Consider the following 16,924-nt stretch of genomic DNA (forward strand, 5'->3'; position numbering starts at 1 on the left):
TCTCGTTGACCTCTAGCCATAACTCCTTGAAAAACAATGAAGTTTTGGAGGAGCTGGGCATGACCAGGATTACACGACGCATTCTGTTGGTGGGAGCCGTCGCGCTCGCAATGACCCCTGCGGCACGGGCGGCGGATCCGCTCAAGGAGATCCGCATCGACTGGGCGACCTACAATCCGGTTTCGATGGTCCTGAAGCAGAAGGGCCTGCTGGAGAAAGAGTTCGCCAAGGACGGCATCACCATCACCTGGGTGCAGTCGGCCGGCTCCAACAAGGCGCTCGAATTCCTCAACGCCGGCTCGATCGATTTCGGCTCGACCGCGGGCTCGGCGGCGCTGGTCGCCCGCATCAACGGCAACCCGATCAAATCGATCTACGTTTATTCGCGTCCCGAATGGACGGCGCTGGTGACATCAAAGGATTCCAAGATCGCTGGCGTTGCTGACCTCAAGGGCAAGCGCGTTGCGGTGACTCGCGGCACCGATCCGCACATCTTCTTGGTGCGCGCCCTGCTTGGCGCGGGTCTCACCGAAAAGGACATCACGCCGGTGCTGCTCCAGCATGCCGACGGCAAGACCGCGCTGATCCGCGGCGACGTCGATGCCTGGGCCGGGCTCGATCCGATGATGGCGCAGGCCGAGGTCGAGGAGGGCGCAAAACTGTTCTATCGCAAGGCCGACGCCAACACCTGGGGCATCCTCAATGCGCGCGAGCAGTTCTTGAAGGACTATCCGGATGCGGCTCGCCGCGTGCTTGCGGTATACGAGGAGGCGCGAAAGTACTCGCTGGTGAATTACGAACGAGCTGAAGAAGACCTTCATTGCCGTCACAAAACTGCCTGACGCCGTCGTCGACAAGCAGCTCAAGGAGCGCACCGAGCTGACGCACAGCCGCATCGGCGCGCCCCAGCGCGAGTCGATCCTCGCTGCCGGCCTCGCGCTCCAGCAAGCCGGCGTCGTCGATGCCAAGGTCGACGTGAAAGCGACGCTGGACGCCCTGATCGACGACCAGGTCCCGCTGCCGACGAATTGATCTTCTTACCCTCCCCCTTGTGGGGGAGGGTGGCTTCGCGGCACGCGAAGCCGGGTGAGGGGTATCTTTCCTCACGGTCAGTGTTGCGAGTGGAGAGAACCCCTCATCCGGCGCTTCGCGCCACCTTCTCCCACAGGGGGAGAAGGGAAGACCTGGCGGAGGGCGCGGCAATAGTAGTGTTGCATTCCCCGACCAGACGCGCTTGCTAGAACCATGATCTCCGACGCGCCAGTCCTGCAACAATCCTCTGATACGGCCGACAGCGTTGCCGCGCCTTCGCGCGTCGCACGTTATGCGCGGCCGATGCTGGGGCTGTTGCTGCCGCTGACGCTGGCGCTTGGCTGGGAGCTTGTGGTCTGGCTCGGCTGGTCCAACGGACGTCTGGTGCCGCCGCCCTCGCGCGTGTTGGCCACCATCACGGAGCTCGCCCGCTCCGGCGAGCTGGTCCGCCACATCACAGCGACGCTGTGGCGGGTCGGGCTCGGTTTCGCCTTCGGCGTCGTTGCAGGCACGTTGCTCGGGGCCATTTCCGGCTATTGGTGGCTGGCGCGGCGGCTGCTCGATCCGACCGTGCAGGCGCTGCGCGCGATTCCTTCGCTCGCCTGGGTGCCGCTGTTCATTCTCTGGCTCGGCATCTTCGAGACTTCGAAGATCGCGCTGATCGCGGTCGGCGTGTTTTTCCCGGTCTATCTCGGCGTGATGGGCGCGATCCTTTCGGTCGACCGCAAGATCGTCGAGGTCGGCCGCACCTTCCGTCTCTCCGGGCCCGCCATGATCCGCCGCATCCTGTTGCCCGCGGTGCTGCCGGCCTACGTCGTCTCCTTGCGCGTCGGCCTCGGTCTGGGCTGGATGTTCGTGGTGGCGGCCGAGCTGATCGGCGCTTCCGAAGGTCTCGGCTATCTCCTGCTCGACGGCCAGCAGCTCGGCAAGCCCGCACAGATCCTCGCCGCCATCGTGATCTTCGCCATCCTCGGCAAGCTCACGGACTGGCTGATCGAGGTTGCCGCCGCGCCCTTCCTGCGCTGGCAGGACGCCTTCTCCCGCGCGAAGGGAGCTTGAGACGATGCTCGCGCTCGACCGGGTCAGCAAGACCTATCCCAACGGCGTGCAGGCGCTGGCGCGTTTCTCCGCGCAGATCCGCCAAGGCGAGATCATCGCCATCATCGGCGGCTCCGGCTGCGGCAAATCAACATTGCTGCGCGCCATCGCCGGCCTCGATCGCGCCAGCTCCGGCACGGTGACGCTCGACGATGAGGCGATCAGTTCGCCGCACGCCAAGATCGGCATCATCTTCCAGGAGCCGCGGCTTTTGCCCTGGCTCAGCGTCGCCGACAATATCGGCTTCGGCCTTGCCGATCTGCCCGCAGCCGAGCGGCGCGAGAAGGTGGCGCGCGCGCTCGAGCGCGTCGGGCTCACTGACAAGGCGCAGGCCTGGCCGCGCGAGCTCTCCGGCGGACAGGCACAGCGCGTCGCGATCGCACGCGCGCTGGTGCCGCAGCCTGAGGTGTTGCTGCTCGATGAGCCCTTCTCCGCACTCGATGCTTTCACCCGCCGCGACCTCCAGGATCATCTGCTCGACCTTTGGGCCGACACGCGGCCGACCTTGATCCTCGTCACGCATGACGTCGACGAGGCCGTGGTGCTGGCCGATCGCGTGCTGGTGATGCGGCCGCGGCCGGGCCGGCTGTTCGACCAGATCGAGATCAATCTGGGCCGGCCGCGCGACCGCAATTCGCCGCTGTTCGAGAATTTCAAGCGAAGTGTGCTGACGTCGCTCGACCGTTCGCTCGACCGCAGCGTGCCCGACCGTGACGCAACCCAGGGTCCCGGTCAGGCCATGTGGTGGTGACAATCCGCCTTCAAGCCGGTACATCGAGGAGCAATCTTTCCGGGAGAGAACGAACATGGACGCTGCCCAATTGCGCCAGATGCAGGCCCCGATCAAGGAGCGCTACAAGACCGATCCCAAGGCTGCGCTGATCACGCTGAAGGCCAAGGGCTCCACCGACAGCGACGGCATCGCCTGCAAGGTCGAGACCGGCCGCGCCATCGCGATGGCTGGCCTGCATCCCGCCACCGGCGGCTCCGGCCTCGAGCTCTGCTCCGGCGACATGTTGCTGGAAGCGCTGGTCGCCTGTGCCGGTGTCACGCTGAAATCGGTTGCGACCGCGATCGAGGTGCCGCTTAGGACCGGCAACGTCTATGCCGAGGGCGATCTCGATTTCCGCGGCACGCTCGGCGTCGACAAGGAGACCCCGGTCGGCTTCGCCGAGATCCGCCTGCGCTTCGAGGTCGACACGGATGCGCCGCAGGACAAGCTCGATCTGTTGCTGAAGCTCACCGAGCGCTATTGCGTGGTCTATCAGACCATCAAGAACGGCCCGAAGGTGTCAGTGTCGATGCAGCGGATGTGACTCTCTATACCCTCCCCTGGAGGGGGAGGGTCGATCGCGCGCAGCGCGAGCGGGGTGGGGTGATCTCTCCACTCGGGCACCGTGTCTGTTGAGAGACTGTCACCCCACCCCGTCTCATATTTCGCTGCGCTCCATATGAGCCGACCCTCCCCCTCCAGGGGAGGGTAAGAAGCCGAAAATGTCCCCCGACCTCCACTTCATCTTCTTCCTTCTCCTGCGCATGGCGATCGCCGCGGCGTTCGTCGTGACGGCGTCGATCATCACCGAACGCTCGGGACCGGTGATCGGCGCGCTGGTGGCGACGCTGCCGATCTCGGCGGGACCTTCCTATGTCTTCCTCGCGCTCGACCATGACGCCGCCTTCATCGCGCAAGGCGCGCTGTCGAGCCTTCCGGTGAACGCCGCGACGATCGTCCTTGGCCTCTGCTATGTCGTGCTGGCGCAGCGGAACAATCTGCTGGTGAGTGCCGGCAGCGCGATAGCCGTGTGGATCGTGCTGGCCTCCATCATCCGCCTGTTCGACTGGACCTTGACGGCCGGACTCGCCGTGAACCTGATTGCCTTCGGCATCTGCATTCCGCTGCTCGCCAAGTGCCGCCACGTGAAGATGCCGTTGGTCACGCGTCGCTGGTACGACATTCCGTTCCGCGCCGCGCTGGTGGCGACGCTGGTCGCGATCGTGGTTTCGACGTCGGGCTGGGTCGGCCCGCGGGTCTCCGGCGTCATCGCGCTCTACCCGATCGTCTTCACCAGCATGATGGTGATCCTACACCCGCGCATCGGCGGCCCGCCGACCGCCGCCGTGCTCGCCAATTCCGCCTGGGGCCTGCTCGGGTTCGGTATGGCGATCGCGGTGATGCATCTCGGCGCCGCAAACTTCGGCTCCGCGATCGGCCTCAGCATGGGGCTCGCCACCTGCATCGTCTGGAATCTGACGCTGTGGTGGAACGGGCGAAGGAAGCGGCTGGCGGCTGCGTGAGCTTCGTACCGTAGGGTGGGCAAAGGCGCGCATTTCGCGCGCCGTGCCCACCATCTGCCTGCGGATTCGTCGTTGCATGGTGGGCACGCTTCCGCCTTCGCTCTTCGAGCTACGGCGGACAAGTCGCTTTGTCCACCCTACGGCACTATGACTGCTTCGGCAGCTTCGCCTTCAACGCATACAGCGCATCCAGCGCCTCGCGTGGCGACATCTCGTCCGGGTGCAGCGCCTTCAGCGCATCCATCAAAAGCTCGGCTTCGCTCGGCGGCGCAGCTTCTGCCGCGGCGCGCGAGGGTACGGCGAACAGCGGCAGATCGTCGGCGAGCGCGCGGGCGGTCTGGCCGCGATCCTGGGCCTCCAGCTTCGCCAGCACCGATTTGGCCCGCGTGATCACGGCCGGCGGCAGGCCGGCGAGTTTGGCGACCTGGATGCCGTAGGAGCGGTCGGCCGAGCCCGGCAGCACCTCATGCAAAAACACGACGTTACCCTGCCACTCCTTCACCCGCACGGTGGCGTTGAACATCCGCGGCAGCTTGGCCGAGAGCGCGGTCAGCTCGTGATAATGCGTCGCGAACAGCGTGCGGCAGCGATTGCTCTCGTGCAGGTGCTCGATCGCGGCCCAGGCGATCGAGAGGCCGTCGAAGGTCGCGGTGCCGCGGCCGATCTCGTCGAGGATCACGAGTGCGCGCTCGCCGGCCTGGTTCAGGATCGCCGCGGTCTCGACCATCTCGACCATGAAGGTGGAGCGGCCGCGGGCGAGATCGTCGGCGGCGCCGACGCGCGAGAACAGGCGATCGACGATGCCGATCCGCGCCCGCGTCGCCGGCACGAAACTGCCGATCTGCGCCATCAGGGCAATCAGCGCGTTCTGGCGCAGGAAAGTCGATTTACCGGCCATGTTGGGACCGGTGAGCAGCCAGAGCTGGCCGGACTTCTGTCCAGGCGCTGGCGACAGGTCGCAGGCATTGGCGATGAACGGCTCGCCATTGCGCTTGAGCGCCTGCTCCACCACGGGATGGCGGCCGGCCTCGATGGCAAAGCCGAGCGACGTGTCGACCTCGGGCCGCACATAGTTCTCGTCGACCGCCAGCTTGGCGAGCGACGTCGCGACATCGAGCAGCGCAAAGCCGTGCGCGGCGGCGCGCAAGTCTTCACTGATCTCGAGCGCCTTGGCGGACAGTCGCTCGAAGATTTCGAGCTCGAGCCCGAGCGCGCGGTCGCCGGCATTGGCAATCTTGGCCTCGATCTCCCCGAGTTCGGAGGTCGTGAAGCGCACCTGGCCCGCCAGCGTCTGGCGATGAATGAAGGTCGCATTCAGCGGCGGCGACATCAGCTTGTCGCCGTGCTGCGCGGTCACTTCGACGAAATAGCCGAGCACGTTGTTGTGCCGGATCTTTAGGGCCTTCACGCCGGTTTGGTCGGCGTAGCGGGCCTGCATCGAGGCCACCACCAGGCGCGAGGCATCGCGCAGGTTGCGGGCTTCGTCCAGCGCAGGCTCGTAACCCTGGCGCACGAAGCCGCCATCGCGCTTGATCAGCGGCAGTTGCTCGTCGAGTGCGCTGGCAAATTCGGATGCGAGCTCGCGCGACGGCTTTTGCAGCGCCGCCATGACCGCGGCGATCTCGTGCGGTGGCTGGTCGAGTTCGGACAGCCGCGTCAGCACCTGGTCGGCTGCGATGATGCCGTCGCGGATGCCGGCGAGGTCGCGCGGCCCGCCGCGGCCGACCGAGAGACGGGCCAGCGCCCGCGACATGTCGGGCGCGCCGCGCAGGATGCTGCGGATGTCTTCGCGCGTTGCCGAATCGGCAACGAAGGTGCTGACGGCGTCGAGCCGCCGCGCGATCGCTGGCGCGTCGGTCAGCGGCGCCGCCAGACGCTGGGCCAGCAGGCGCGAGCCGGCCGAGGTCACCGTGCAGTCGATGGCGTCGAGCAGCGAGCCGCGTCGCTCGCCCGCGAGCGTGCGCGTCAATTCGAGATTGGCGCGGGTGGCGGGATCGATCGCCATGGTCGCGCCCGAGGCCTCGCGCGCTGGCGGCGACAGCGGTGGATGCTTGCCGACCTGGGTGCGGTCGACATAGGTGACGGCGGCGGCCGCAGCCGTGGCTTCCAGCCGCGTCAGCTGCGCCAGCCCGTCCATGGTCGCGACCGCGAAATAATCGCACAGCCGCTTTTCGGCGGTGGCACCGTCGAAGACGTCGCGGGTCAGCGGCGTCACCGCCGGCAGCTCGCGCAGGGTCTGTCCGAGCTCGCTGTCGTTGTAGAGCGCGTCGGTGACGATCGCCTCGTTCGGATTGATGCGCGCCAGCGTCGCGGCAAGCTCGCCGCCCGAACACTCCGTCACCATGAACTCGGCGGTGGAGATGTCGATCCAGGCAAGGCCAAACCGGTCGCCGCCGGCGGAAGAGCGGGCGCGCGCGATTGCCAGCAGGTAGTTGTTGGCACGCGCGTCGAGCAGCGTGTCCTCCGTCAGCGTGCCCGGCGTGACCAGCCGCACCACGCCGCGGCGCACCACGCTCTTGTTGCCGCGCGCTTTCGCCGCGGCGGGGTCCTCGGTCTGCTCGCACACGGCGACGCGGTGGCCGGCCGATATCAGGCGGTGCAGATAATCCTCGGAGCGCTCGACCGGCACGCCGCACATCGGGATATCCGCGCCCTGATGCTTGCCGCGCTTGGTCAAGACGATGCCGAGCGTCTTCGAGGCGATCTCGGCGTCCTCGAAGAACAGCTCGTAAAAGTCTCCCATCCGGTAGAACAGCAGCAATCCCTGATGCGCCGCCTTGATTTCAAGGTACTGTTCCATCATCGGCGTCACGCGCGCGGCGGCTTCCGCCGGCGGAGCGGGCGTGGATTCGGGCTCTGGCGCGGGAATGGGCTGTTGCATTGTCATGGGCGGCGCAACCTACAAAATTTCGCCCCTCGCTCCTATCGCTTTGGCCGGAGAGGCGAGGTTTTCCACGTTGTCCGCACGGCGGCATGCGTGGCGGACGGCAGGCCCTGCAAAACGCACGCGAAACCGTCAATTGACCTGCCGCGGGCGCCCTCCTAAAACTCCGCGGACATTGAAGAATTTGGGCCGGATCGCGGCATTCAGGGAGAACAACGATGCGTGACGTCTTTATCTGCGATGCCGTGCGGACCCCGATCGGCCGTTTCGGCGGCTCACTCGCCAAGGTGCGCGCCGATGACCTCGCCGCTACCCCGATCAAGGCGCTGATGGCCAAGCATCCCAATCTCGACTGGGCTCAGGTCGATGAAGTGTTCTTCGGCTGCGCCAATCAGGCTGGTGAGGACAATCGCAACGTCGCGCGTATGGCGCTGTTGCTGGCGGGCTTGCCGGATTCGGTCCCCGGCCAGACCCTGAACCGGCTTTGCGCCTCCGGCCTCGATGCGGTCGGCGCTGCGGGGCGCGCGATCCGCTCCGGCGAGATCGAGCTTGCGATTGCCGGCGGCGTCGAATCCATGACCCGTGCTCCCTTCGTGATGGGCAAGGCGCAGGAGGCGTTCTCGCGCTCGGCCGAGATCTTCGACACCACGATCGGCTGGCGCTTCATCAATCCGCTGCTCAAGGCGCAGTACGGCGTCGATGCGATGCCGGAGACCGGCGAGAACGTCGCCGAGGAATTCCAGGTCTCGCGCGCCGACCAGGATGCCTTCGCCATCCGCTCGCAGCAGCGCGCGGGCGCGGCGATTGCGGCCGGCTATTTTGCGGAAGAGATCACGCCGATCACCATTCCCGGCGGCAAGGCCGGTCCCATCACGGTCGACAAGGACGAGCATCCGCGGCCCGAGACGACGCTGGAGGGTCTCGCCAAGCTGAAGCCGATCGTGCGCAATCCCGGCACGGTCACTGCCGGCAACGCCTCCGGCGTCAATGACGGCGCCGCCGCAATGATCCTCGCATCCGAAGCTGCGGTGAAGAGGCACGGTCTGACGCCCCGCGCGCGCATTCTCGGCCTCGCCTCGGCCGGCGTGCCGCCGCGCATCATGGGCATTGGACCTGTGCCGGCGACTCGCAAGCTGATGGAGCGGCTCGGCAAGAAGATCAGTGATTTCGATTTGATCGAGCTGAACGAAGCCTTCGCTTCGCAAGGCATCGCCTGCATGCGTCAGCTCGGCGTGCCTGATGATGCCGACTTCGTCAATCCGCATGGTGGCGCCATCGCGCTCGGCCATCCCCTCGGCATGAGCGGCGCCCGTCTCGCGCTCACCGCCGTGCATGGCATGGAAAAGCGCGGCGGCAAGCTCGCGCTGGCCACGATGTGCGTCGGCGTCGGCCAGGGTGTCGCGGTCGCGATCGAGAAGCTGAATTGAGCTCTTTCCGTCTCTCTCCCCGTTCTTACGGGGAGAGAGGAAAACGAGTGCCTCAATAGCAATACGACACGCCATCCAGAATTGCGCACTGCCGCTTGTTCGGTGCGTTGGGATCATCCAGCGGCACGATGCCCTTGCCCTGGCCGACGAACACGCCGGGCCCGACATGCACCGAGCTCTTGTTGCCGATGATCACGCTTGGATGGGGCGTCGAGCTCGAGCGGGTGCCGTCCGGCCAGACGATGGCATCGCCCGAAAGCACCCCGCGCCGCCCGTCGTCGCAGCTCACGTCAACGCCCTGCCGGGTGCAGACCTGCGCCATCGCCGGCGCGGCGACGGCGATACCCAGGGCCGAAATCAGGCTCAGCGCAGTGATGGTCTTGCAGACGGTCATGGCATCCCCCTGGCGGTTTGGCGTCCTCACGTGAATCGTCGCCCCAAACCCGCCGCAGGTTCAGCCGGCGGGCGGATCGGGCGTCGATCGGCATCGGATATTCTCTCGTAAATACAATATGTTGCGGAAAATTCGCCCGATTTACCCGCGATCCCTTGCAAAATCGTCGGCGCCCCTTCAAGAGAGGGCGCTCCGGAGAGATGGCCGAGTGGCTTAAGGCGCACGCTTGGAAAGCGTGTGTGCGGGAAACCGTACCGTGGGTTCGAATCCGACTCTCTCCGCCATTTGCACGATTGTCTGCGCCAAACTACGATTTCGCGCGCTTGGGTTCTTTAGCCCATTGCTATGCGTCGACTGCGCCCGCCGCAGTCGGCAGTACGCCCTGTCGAGATCCTCAAGCACGATTTGGATCCAAATGAACCGCCGAGTCGTTCCAGGCCCGGCGTAGATCGGCGACCGCGTGACGCCAAGCGTCGCCGTTCCGTCCGCCGAAGCGGCGGACGTAAGCTGGATGGAAAGTGATGCGGAGCGGGTGACCTTCAAATTGGAGCTTTGCCTTGCGCGTCACACGGATCGATTGCGACTGGCCGAACAGGCGAGCCGCTGTGCTGCCAAGAGCAACGATCACGCCTGGCCTGGACCGCCGAATGTCGTTCAGCACTGCTGCGCCATAGCGATCGACTTCCTCGATTGTTGGGCTGCGATTACGTGGCTTCCGCTCTTTGGAATGCGCGATTGGCCGGAAAGGAATGGCGTTTGCCAAACGCACCTGTTGGGGATCGATCCCAGCTTCATCCAGCATCTCGCGCAACGCCCTGCCGGCCGGACCGACAAAAGGCCTGCCCTGCGCAGCTTCCTCTGCGCCGGGTGCCTCGCCAACCACGTATAGCCGCGGTCGTCGGAACAGGCCTTCAGGCGCGACACGACGGTGATCGAGATGTGTATTGGCGACGCGTGCCTTGGCCATCGGTTCCGGCGCCAAGCCTGGCAATGCAAATGCTCTGGCTCTATCAACTGCCGTCGCGCCACTGATTTCCAACCGCGCCAAGACCGGCCGCCGATTCGCCTTGGAACCGACGGTCATTGACGCGAGTTTTCGACGCGCAGGGCTCGTTGAAAAATGGGACGGCGGTACTTACGAAGCCGAGGGCGCGGCCAGCGCAGCAGAGAGCGAGCGAACCATGCGAGCAGGCTTGCGGCGAGGACGCCTGAGCTTCGTTCTCAAGGGAAGCAAGCTTCGCGGGGCATATTCGCTCGTGCGCCTGAAGAGCCCGAAGCAATGGCTGCTGATCAAGACGCATGCGAAAAAGTGACCTCAGGCCAATGCTGGCGACCCTCATCGACGCGCCATTCGATGACAAGGAATGGATCTTCGAGACGAAATGGGACGGCTTCCGGCTTGTCGCAAAAACCGGAGGCAGAAATGGCTCCCTCTACTCGCGCAATGGCAACGACGTGACCAGGCGTTATGCCCCAGTCGCCGAAGCGCTCGATATCATCAAGCGCAATGCCGTGATTGACGGCGAGCTAGTGGCGCTCGACGCGGAGGGTCGATCCCGATTCCAGCTGCTGCAGAATGCCCTGAAAGGCAAGGCGCGTCTCCGCTATTATGTGTTCGATCTGCTCTTCCTCGATGGCCGCGACCTGCGTCGCAAGCCGTTGCTTGAGCGCAAGGACCGTTTGCACGCCATCCTTACCCGGCACCCACTCGTCCACTACAGCGGACACAGAAAGCGGCATGGCAAGGCGGCGTTCAACAAAGCACGACGAGCGGGGGAGGAGGGCATTATCGCGAAGCGTGCCGCAAGTCTCTACCACTCGGGCAGGCGCACGAAAGATTGGCTCAAGATCAAGGCCGACCAGGAACAGGAAGCCATTGTCGTCGGCTTCACCGCGCCGCGCGGGAGCCGCCAGCACTTTGGCTCGCTGGTGCTTGGCGTGTACGACAAGGGCAAGCTTGTCTATGTTGGTCACAGCGGTGGGGGATTCTCCCGAGAGATGCTCGCGACGCTGCACGCGCGCATGATGAAGTTGAGAACAGACAAGAAGCCGTTTACGGACGTTCCGCACGAGGACCGGACCACGTGGATCAAGCCGCGGCTCGTGTGCCAGGTCAAGTTCACTGAATGGACCCGCGAGGGGGAGATGCGACATCCGGTGTTTCTCGGCATGCGCAGCGACAAGCCGGCGCGGCAAGTCAGACGGGAGCGCGCATGAGAACCGGGCCGAAGTCCTCAGCCACTTAAGGGATCAAGGGCAATTGCGGACAATGCGTTCCCTGTTGCCATCCGCTAAACGCAATCTGAGCGAATTTGCTTGGACATTGGCTCGCGCGTCAGCGGGCGGGATGCCCGTAGTGGGCAGATCGCGCATTACGGGTCTTGGCAGCGCTCCATGGCAGATCCTGCATGTTTCGGTCGAGCTCCTGCTTGAGCGAGAGGTATTGAAGCATATCGGACAAGGCCAGGACGCCGAGAAGCCGTCCCTGTTCAACCACGAGCAGACGACTGTGCCGACCGCCCTGCATCCTTGCAAGCGCCTCCAGTGCATCCAGATGCGGAGGGACAATGATCTCCGGCGAGCAGGGGCGCATGACATCAGCGACGCGGCGCCGGGTGGTGTCGGAGGGATCAAGATCGCGGACATCCTTCGCCATGATGCAGCCAATGAGTTCGCCGTCGCGCAGCACGGGAAAAGCCTTGAAGTAGTACTTGTAAAAGTAATCCTCGACCAATTCCGCAATGGAAATATCCGGGGCGACGCCGATCGGATTGCGTTGCATGAGCGTGGAAACGGGAAGCCCGCCGAAGGTGTGGCGAAGCGTCAACTCGTGCCGTGCCGCGCCGGCGGCGCCGTGCAGGAACAAGCCAATAAAGAACAGCCAGACGCCACTGATTGTGCTGCCGGTGATGAATTCCAGGATGCCGTACAGGATCATGGCAAGGCCGAAGAACTCGCCACTGCCGGCGGCAATGCGCGTGGCCCGTCCAAAATCGTTCATCCAGCCCCAAAGGCCAGCGCGCAGCACCCGTCCGCCGTCGAGCGGGAAGGCGGGAATGAGATTGAACAGTGCCAAGATCCAATTGAGGCCGCCAAGGTAGTCGAGCACGCCGAATGCGGCGGGGGACATGGTCTTCTCGCCTGCGGCGGCGACCAGGAGCAGGATGGTGCCAAGCACCATGCTGGCGATCGGCCCGCCGATCGCCATAAGGAATTCTGCCTTGGCGCTGCTCGGCTCCTTGTTCAGTTCGGCGACCCCGCCGAAGATGAACAGCGTAATGCCGGCAATCGGCATGTCGTAACGCCGCGCAATCAGCGCATGGCTCAGCTCATGCAGGATGATCGAGATGAACAGGCCGATCGTGCCTGCAGATCCCATCCACCAGTATGTGGCGGCGGACAAATTCGGAACTGTGCGAGGGAACTCGCCGAGCGCCAGCGTCCAGATCAACAGCGCTGCCAGGATGAGCCACGAGATGTCGATCCATATCGTGAACCCGGCGAGCGTGAGGATTTTGATCCGGTGCAGGAACATCGCTGCCTCGCGAGCAGTGGCGCTCATGGGAAAACATCGCATCGAGGGCGCTTGTTCCTAAGGCTGAACACGGCGCATCAGGCCGCTGCACGATGAATGTCGGCGAACGTGATGCCCAGAACTCCGGATCATAGCGGCTCAAGTGCGTCGCGAATTGCTCTCGCATTCCGCTCAAAATCTCTCGGGTCGCCTTTCGCCCTACCTGGAGCGGGATACAGCCAAATGTGCGCATGCGGCACTTCTTCGCCCATGATGCGGGAATGTATTTCCTCGCAGAACGCCTTCTGCATTGCGCGCGCAACCGTCCGTACGACTTCGAAATACGCGCCAACGTTCGGTACGTCCCAGACCCAGCGCTGGTGTTTCTTTGGGATGATGAGAGTGTGCCGGGGGATTGCGGGCGAATGTCGAGAAAGGCGAGATGTTCCTCGTCCTCATACACTTTCGCTGACGGCATCTCGCCGCTGACGATTTTGCAGAAAGGACAGTCGATCATTGCTGGGCTCTTTCCCGCGACTGGCGCAGATCGGACGAAATCGGAAAGCGTCGTAACATGTCGAGCACTTCGTCGTCGGAGACCTGGCCGAAATCCCGATAGTAGTAACCGATGGCGGCGAACGCGGTATGTTCCTCAAGACAGACGAAATCATCACATTCTGCGCGCATTTGCGGGACAATCTCGGTCGGTGCAACGGGAACCGCGAGAACGAGCCGGCTTGGATTTCGTTTTCGCGTCGCCTGCAAGGCGGCCCGCGTGGTGGCGCCGGTCGCAATGCCATCGTCGATAACGATTGCCGTCCGACCGGAAATCTCAAGACGTTGACGATCTCCCAAATAGCGCTGACGCCGCCTCTCTATCTCGGCAATCTCCTTGCGGCACTCGGCTTGGAAATCGGCTTCGCTGACGCCTGCGAGCCGAATGACATCATCATTGCGCACCACGATCGGTGCGCCACCATCTACGACGGCACCCATTGCCAACTCGTTTTGGAACGGGACGCCGACCTTGCGAACGATGATGAGATCGAGCGGCGCATGCAGCGCGGCTGCGACCTCAGCTGCCACGGGCACGCCACCCCGAGGGAGCGCCAGAATGGCCGGGTGCTGGTTCCCGTACGTGGCGAGGGGCGCCGCCAACTTTCGACCCGCTTCGATTCTATCTCTGAACGGCATGTCGCTGTCCTGCCTTCGAACCTGCTCCTGGAGCCATAGGCGTGAGGTAACGGGCGAACCATCGTGCTGCGTGGTCTGTCACTTGTTCGATGGCTCCCGGTTCCGAAAAGAGATGGCTGGCTCCCGGAACGATCTCGATTGCCTTGGGTTCTCGAAGCCGCGCAAATGCGTCTTGATTGAGCTCGATCACCCCGAAGTCATTGCCGCCGATCACGAAGAGGGTTGGAGCATTGACTTGATCGATTGCATCGCCGGCGAGATCGGGACGGCCGCCGCGCGAGACGATAGCGCCGATTCGGTTGCGGAGCCGGGCTGCTGCCATGAGCGCTGGCTGCTGCTCCCGTGCTCGAGCCGAACAGACCCACCGCAAACCGAGCCATGGTCCGGTCCTGATCCAGCCAGCGCACCGCATCAAGCAAACGGTCGGCCAGCAGCTCAATGTTGAATACATTCGCGCGGTTCGCTTCTTCATCGACGGTCAAGAGGTCCAACAGCAGGGTCGCTAGCGCATGATGATTGAGAGCGGCGGCAACTGCCGTATTGCGCGGGCTGAAGCGACTCGATCCGCTTCCATGGGCAAAGACGACTACGGCACGGCTGCCTTCGGGAATGTGTAATATACCGGCAAGCCCACTAGGTGGAATGGAAACGTCCCGGACCTCACCGCTCTGTCCCGGTCGAGCACGAGCAACCATTTTCGCTCTCACTTCTTATTCCCTTTGCTACCAACGGGCGCTGCCAGCTTTGGTTTCGCAGCTCCGGAAGGCCTTCGCGTCGGCTTCGACAAGCCGCCCGGCGACGGGGCGGGAACCGCTCCTGCGGTATCGCTCGCCCAGATTGGGCGGATGAAGGCCTCTAAGGTGCAGGCGATCAATGCAACTCGGCAAAGCGGGGGCTGCGCCGTTCCTGCAGCGTTGATGGGCGCCAGCAATGGAAGCGCGAGAGCAGAGCGAGAGCGAAATCCGCGAGCTGCGGCTGCGTGACAAAGTACATTTTCTGAGCCGGCGAAATGTGTATCCGGAAGGCGCAGCCACCATCACCACTCGCGAGACCCATATGTCATGGGTCTTTCTCGTCGGGGATAAAGCCTACAAGCTGAAGAAGCCGGTCCGCTTTCCATATCTTGACTTTTCGAGCGTGGCCAAACGTGAGGCCGCGTGCCGGGCTGAGCTGCGCCTCAATCGCCGCCTCGCCCAGGACGTATATCTCGACGTCCTGCCGCTGGTCTGGTCTCCCAAGGGGCTTGCCATCGGCGGCTCAGGGGAGGCGGTGGATTGGCTCGTCATGATGCGTCGCCTCGACGAGCGGAATATGCTGGATAACAGCATTGTTGAGGGGGATGTCAAAACTTGGGAGCTTGATCGGCTGGCCGCTGTCCTTGCCCAGTTCTATCGCCGCGCACAGCCTACCTTCATTTCGTCGGCCGTCCGACTAGCCGAATGGTACCGAAGCCTCGACTATAATCGGCGCGTGCTGCTTGACAGGCGGCTCGCGATGCCGGCGGGGCTGATACAGTGGATCGACCAGATGCAACGCCGTTTCCTCGATCGCCGATCAGACCTACTCGCCGATCGCATCCGTCGCCGAAAGATCATCGATGGTCACGGCGACCTGCGGCCCGAGCACATCTGGCTTGGCGATCCAGTTCGCATCATTGACTGCATCGAATTCAATCCGCGCCTGCGTGCGGTCGATCCATTTGACGAGATCGCTTTCCTTGACCTTGAATGCGAGCGCCTTGGGGCAGGATGGATCGGCGAGTACATTACACGACGGATACGGCAAGAACTCAAGGACAGTCCGGGCGACGAGCTAATGACGTTTTATCGGTGTCATCGTGCAACATTGCGCGCCCGTCTTGCGATCGCCCATCTCCTCGAGCCCGAGCCGCGCAGTCCCGAGAAGTGGCCGCGGGTCGCGCGCCAATATCTTCGCCTGGCGGCATCGGACGCAATCAAGCTGGTTGGATTGCTCAGAAGACCAGGAGGTCGGCGAGATCGCGGTTCTCGTGCAGCCGGCGTATCGTCTCGGCGAGCAGTGGGGCGACAGGGAGGACTTTGACCTTGGCGCGCGCAGCGGCATCGTCAATTCGAACGGGCACCGCATCGGTCACGACAAACTGCTCAATGGCAGGATTCGCAACGACCTCGGCGGACCCAGGCATGAATAGCCCATGTGTCACGAAAGCCAATACGCGACGGGCGCCTGCGCGCCGTGCCGCCTGCGCGGCACGCAGCAGCGTGGTTCCGGTACTGATCAGGTCGTCAATGATGAGCACCGTCGCATCGGCTGCATCGCCGACGAAGAGGTCGCCCGAAACCACGCCGGCGCTGCGGTGCTTGTCGACGTACCCCTTGCCGATCGGACGATGCAGCGTGGCTTCCAACGCTTCTCGCAAGAGTTGTGCGCGCTTCACGCCACCGGGATCCGGAGACACCACGCTGAAGCTTTCATCCAATAAGTGCGCGGCAAACTTAACGAATAGCGTTGTCGACGTCAGTGCGACGGTCCGGCAGCGGAAGGCATTTTCGAACGCAACCGGATTGTGCACCTCGAGGGCGACGACGGCGTCAGTACCAACAGCCTCGAAGAGACTGCCAATGTAGCGCGTCGTTACCGGGTCGTTGAGCTTGGTGCGGCGATCCTTTCGCGCATAGCAAAGATACGGCACGACCGCGGTGACGCGAGCGGCGCCGCAGTCTTTGAGAGCGCCGATGAAGAAGAGCAATCGGCAGAGCTTGTCGTTTACGCTTTGGTTTGGCCCGTTATGCAGGGTTTGTATCACGTATGCGTCTGTGCCACGTACCGAATCGAGGGGGCGCGCCTTGTGCTCGCCATCCTCGAACTCACGCTCCTCGTGTGCAGCAAGCGACCAACCCAACGCCTGAGCCGTGGCTTTGCCAAGATCGGCCGTCGCGTTCAGCGCGAACAGCCGCATCTCGGAATGACAGGCCAATTCCGCCATCTATAGCTCCGTTCGCGAGATGACCGGCCCCCGAGCGGGATGGGATCACTTCCGCGTCGGCGGGGCTGCAAGCGCGAGACCCCAGCTTCAAGGGGATCTCACCATTGAACAAATGAGGCCA

General features: G+C 63.8%; 17 protein-coding genes, 1 tRNA gene and 1 pseudogene. 11 read left to right on the forward strand and 8 right to left on the reverse strand.

Annotation, left to right across the window (positions count from 1 at the left end; genetic code table 11):
- The first annotated feature begins 59 nt into the window (after positions 1–59).
- From ACSKB8_RS10610 to ACSKB8_RS10630, 5 genes and pseudogenes are all read left to right on the forward strand, one after another.
- Positions 60–1,032 (forward strand): annotated as a pseudogene (locus ACSKB8_RS10610) (aliphatic sulfonate ABC transporter substrate-binding protein).
- Between the two features lie 213 nt (positions 1,033–1,245).
- Positions 1,246–2,091, forward strand: a complete 846-nt coding sequence (locus tag ACSKB8_RS10615; protein WP_438103953.1) for an ABC transporter permease — start codon at positions 1,246–1,248, stop codon at positions 2,089–2,091.
- Between the two features lie 4 nt (positions 2,092–2,095).
- The gene (locus ACSKB8_RS10620; protein WP_438103954.1) at positions 2,096–2,881 is read left to right on the forward strand and encodes an ABC transporter ATP-binding protein; all 786 of its coding nucleotides are present in this window, start codon (positions 2,096–2,098) and stop codon (positions 2,879–2,881) included.
- 55 nt (positions 2,882–2,936) lie between these two features.
- Positions 2,937–3,446 (forward strand): OsmC family protein, encoded by a 510-nt coding sequence (locus ACSKB8_RS10625; protein ID WP_438103956.1) that lies wholly within the window; start codon positions 2,937–2,939, stop codon positions 3,444–3,446.
- 178 nt (positions 3,447–3,624) lie between these two features.
- Positions 3,625–4,425 carry a hypothetical protein gene (locus ACSKB8_RS10630; RefSeq protein ID WP_438103958.1) on the forward strand — a complete coding sequence of 267 codons (801 nt, stop codon included), beginning with the start codon at positions 3,625–3,627 and terminating at the stop codon, positions 4,423–4,425.
- Between the two features lie 145 nt (positions 4,426–4,570).
- On the opposite strand, the gene mutS is transcribed toward ACSKB8_RS10630, so the two are convergent.
- Complete coding sequence (gene mutS / locus ACSKB8_RS10635; RefSeq protein WP_438103959.1) at positions 4,571–7,312, reverse strand: DNA mismatch repair protein MutS; 2,742 nt, start codon at positions 7,310–7,312, stop codon at positions 4,571–4,573.
- A 215-nt stretch (positions 7,313–7,527) separates the two neighbouring features.
- On the opposite strand from mutS, the gene pcaF reads away from it, so the two are divergent.
- Positions 7,528–8,736: a 3-oxoadipyl-CoA thiolase gene (pcaF, locus tag ACSKB8_RS10640; RefSeq protein ID WP_128940398.1), complete on the forward strand. Its 1,209-nt coding sequence runs from the start codon at positions 7,528–7,530 to the stop codon at positions 8,734–8,736.
- Between the two features lie 52 nt (positions 8,737–8,788).
- On the opposite strand, the gene ACSKB8_RS10645 is transcribed toward pcaF, so the two are convergent.
- A complete protein-coding gene (locus ACSKB8_RS10645; protein WP_438103961.1) occupies positions 8,789–9,130 on the reverse strand; it encodes a hypothetical protein in 342 nt (113 codons plus the stop codon).
- A gap of 194 nt (positions 9,131–9,324) precedes the next feature.
- On the opposite strand from ACSKB8_RS10645, the gene ACSKB8_RS10650 reads away from it, so the two are divergent.
- A tRNA-Ser gene (locus tag ACSKB8_RS10650) sits at positions 9,325–9,414 on the forward strand.
- Positions 9,415–9,524: 110 nt separating this feature from the next.
- Here ACSKB8_RS10650 and ACSKB8_RS10655 read toward each other — a convergent pair.
- Positions 9,525–10,097: a uracil-DNA glycosylase gene (locus tag ACSKB8_RS10655; protein WP_438103963.1), complete on the reverse strand. Its 573-nt coding sequence runs from the start codon at positions 10,095–10,097 to the stop codon at positions 9,525–9,527.
- On the opposite strand from ACSKB8_RS10655, the gene ACSKB8_RS10660 reads away from it, so the two are divergent.
- Complete coding sequence (locus tag ACSKB8_RS10660) at positions 10,090–10,443, forward strand: DNA polymerase ligase N-terminal domain-containing protein (RefSeq protein ID WP_438103964.1); 354 nt, start codon at positions 10,090–10,092, stop codon at positions 10,441–10,443. The two genes, ACSKB8_RS10655 and ACSKB8_RS10660, sit on opposite strands and share 8 nt — an antisense overlap.
- Positions 10,444–10,453: 10 nt before the next feature.
- Positions 10,454–11,347, forward strand: coding sequence for a non-homologous end-joining DNA ligase (gene ligD, locus ACSKB8_RS10665; protein ID WP_438103966.1), 894 nt, complete (start codon positions 10,454–10,456; stop codon positions 11,345–11,347).
- Between the two features lie 118 nt (positions 11,348–11,465).
- On the opposite strand, the gene ACSKB8_RS10670 is transcribed toward ligD, so the two are convergent.
- From ACSKB8_RS10670 to ACSKB8_RS10685, 4 genes are all read right to left on the reverse strand, one after another.
- Positions 11,466–12,665, reverse strand: a complete 1,200-nt coding sequence (locus ACSKB8_RS10670) for a CBS domain-containing protein (protein ID WP_438103967.1) — start codon at positions 12,663–12,665, stop codon at positions 11,466–11,468.
- Positions 12,666–12,793: 128 nt separating this feature from the next.
- Positions 12,794–13,060, reverse strand: a complete 267-nt coding sequence (locus ACSKB8_RS10675; protein WP_438110487.1) for an HIT family protein — start codon at positions 13,058–13,060, stop codon at positions 12,794–12,796.
- 97 nt (positions 13,061–13,157) lie between these two features.
- A complete protein-coding gene (locus ACSKB8_RS10680) occupies positions 13,158–13,838 on the reverse strand; it encodes a phosphoribosyltransferase (protein WP_438103969.1) in 681 nt (226 codons plus the stop codon).
- Positions 13,822–14,160, reverse strand: coding sequence for a hypothetical protein (locus tag ACSKB8_RS10685; protein ID WP_438103970.1), 339 nt, complete (start codon positions 14,158–14,160; stop codon positions 13,822–13,824). The genes ACSKB8_RS10680 and ACSKB8_RS10685 overlap by 17 nt, the downstream gene beginning before the upstream one ends.
- Between ACSKB8_RS10685 and ACSKB8_RS10690 the strand changes: the two genes are divergently transcribed.
- Entirely contained in the window at positions 14,159–14,344 is a 186-nt protein-coding gene (locus ACSKB8_RS10690; RefSeq protein WP_438103972.1) for a hypothetical protein, read from the forward strand. The genes ACSKB8_RS10685 and ACSKB8_RS10690 overlap by 2 nt on opposite strands.
- A gap of 424 nt (positions 14,345–14,768) precedes the next feature.
- A complete protein-coding gene (locus ACSKB8_RS10695) occupies positions 14,769–15,899 on the forward strand; it encodes a hypothetical protein (RefSeq protein ID WP_438103974.1) in 1,131 nt (376 codons plus the stop codon).
- Here the strand turns inward: ACSKB8_RS10695 and ACSKB8_RS10700 are convergent.
- Positions 15,811–16,803, reverse strand: coding sequence for a ribose-phosphate diphosphokinase (locus ACSKB8_RS10700; protein WP_438103975.1), 993 nt, complete (start codon positions 16,801–16,803; stop codon positions 15,811–15,813). The two genes, ACSKB8_RS10695 and ACSKB8_RS10700, sit on opposite strands and share 89 nt — an antisense overlap.
- Positions 16,804–16,924: the final 121 nt, after the last annotated feature.

The sequence above is a fragment of the Bradyrhizobium sp. BR 1432 genome (assembly GCF_051547705.1).
Lineage (GTDB): Bacteria > Pseudomonadota > Alphaproteobacteria > Rhizobiales > Xanthobacteraceae > Bradyrhizobium > Bradyrhizobium zhanjiangense.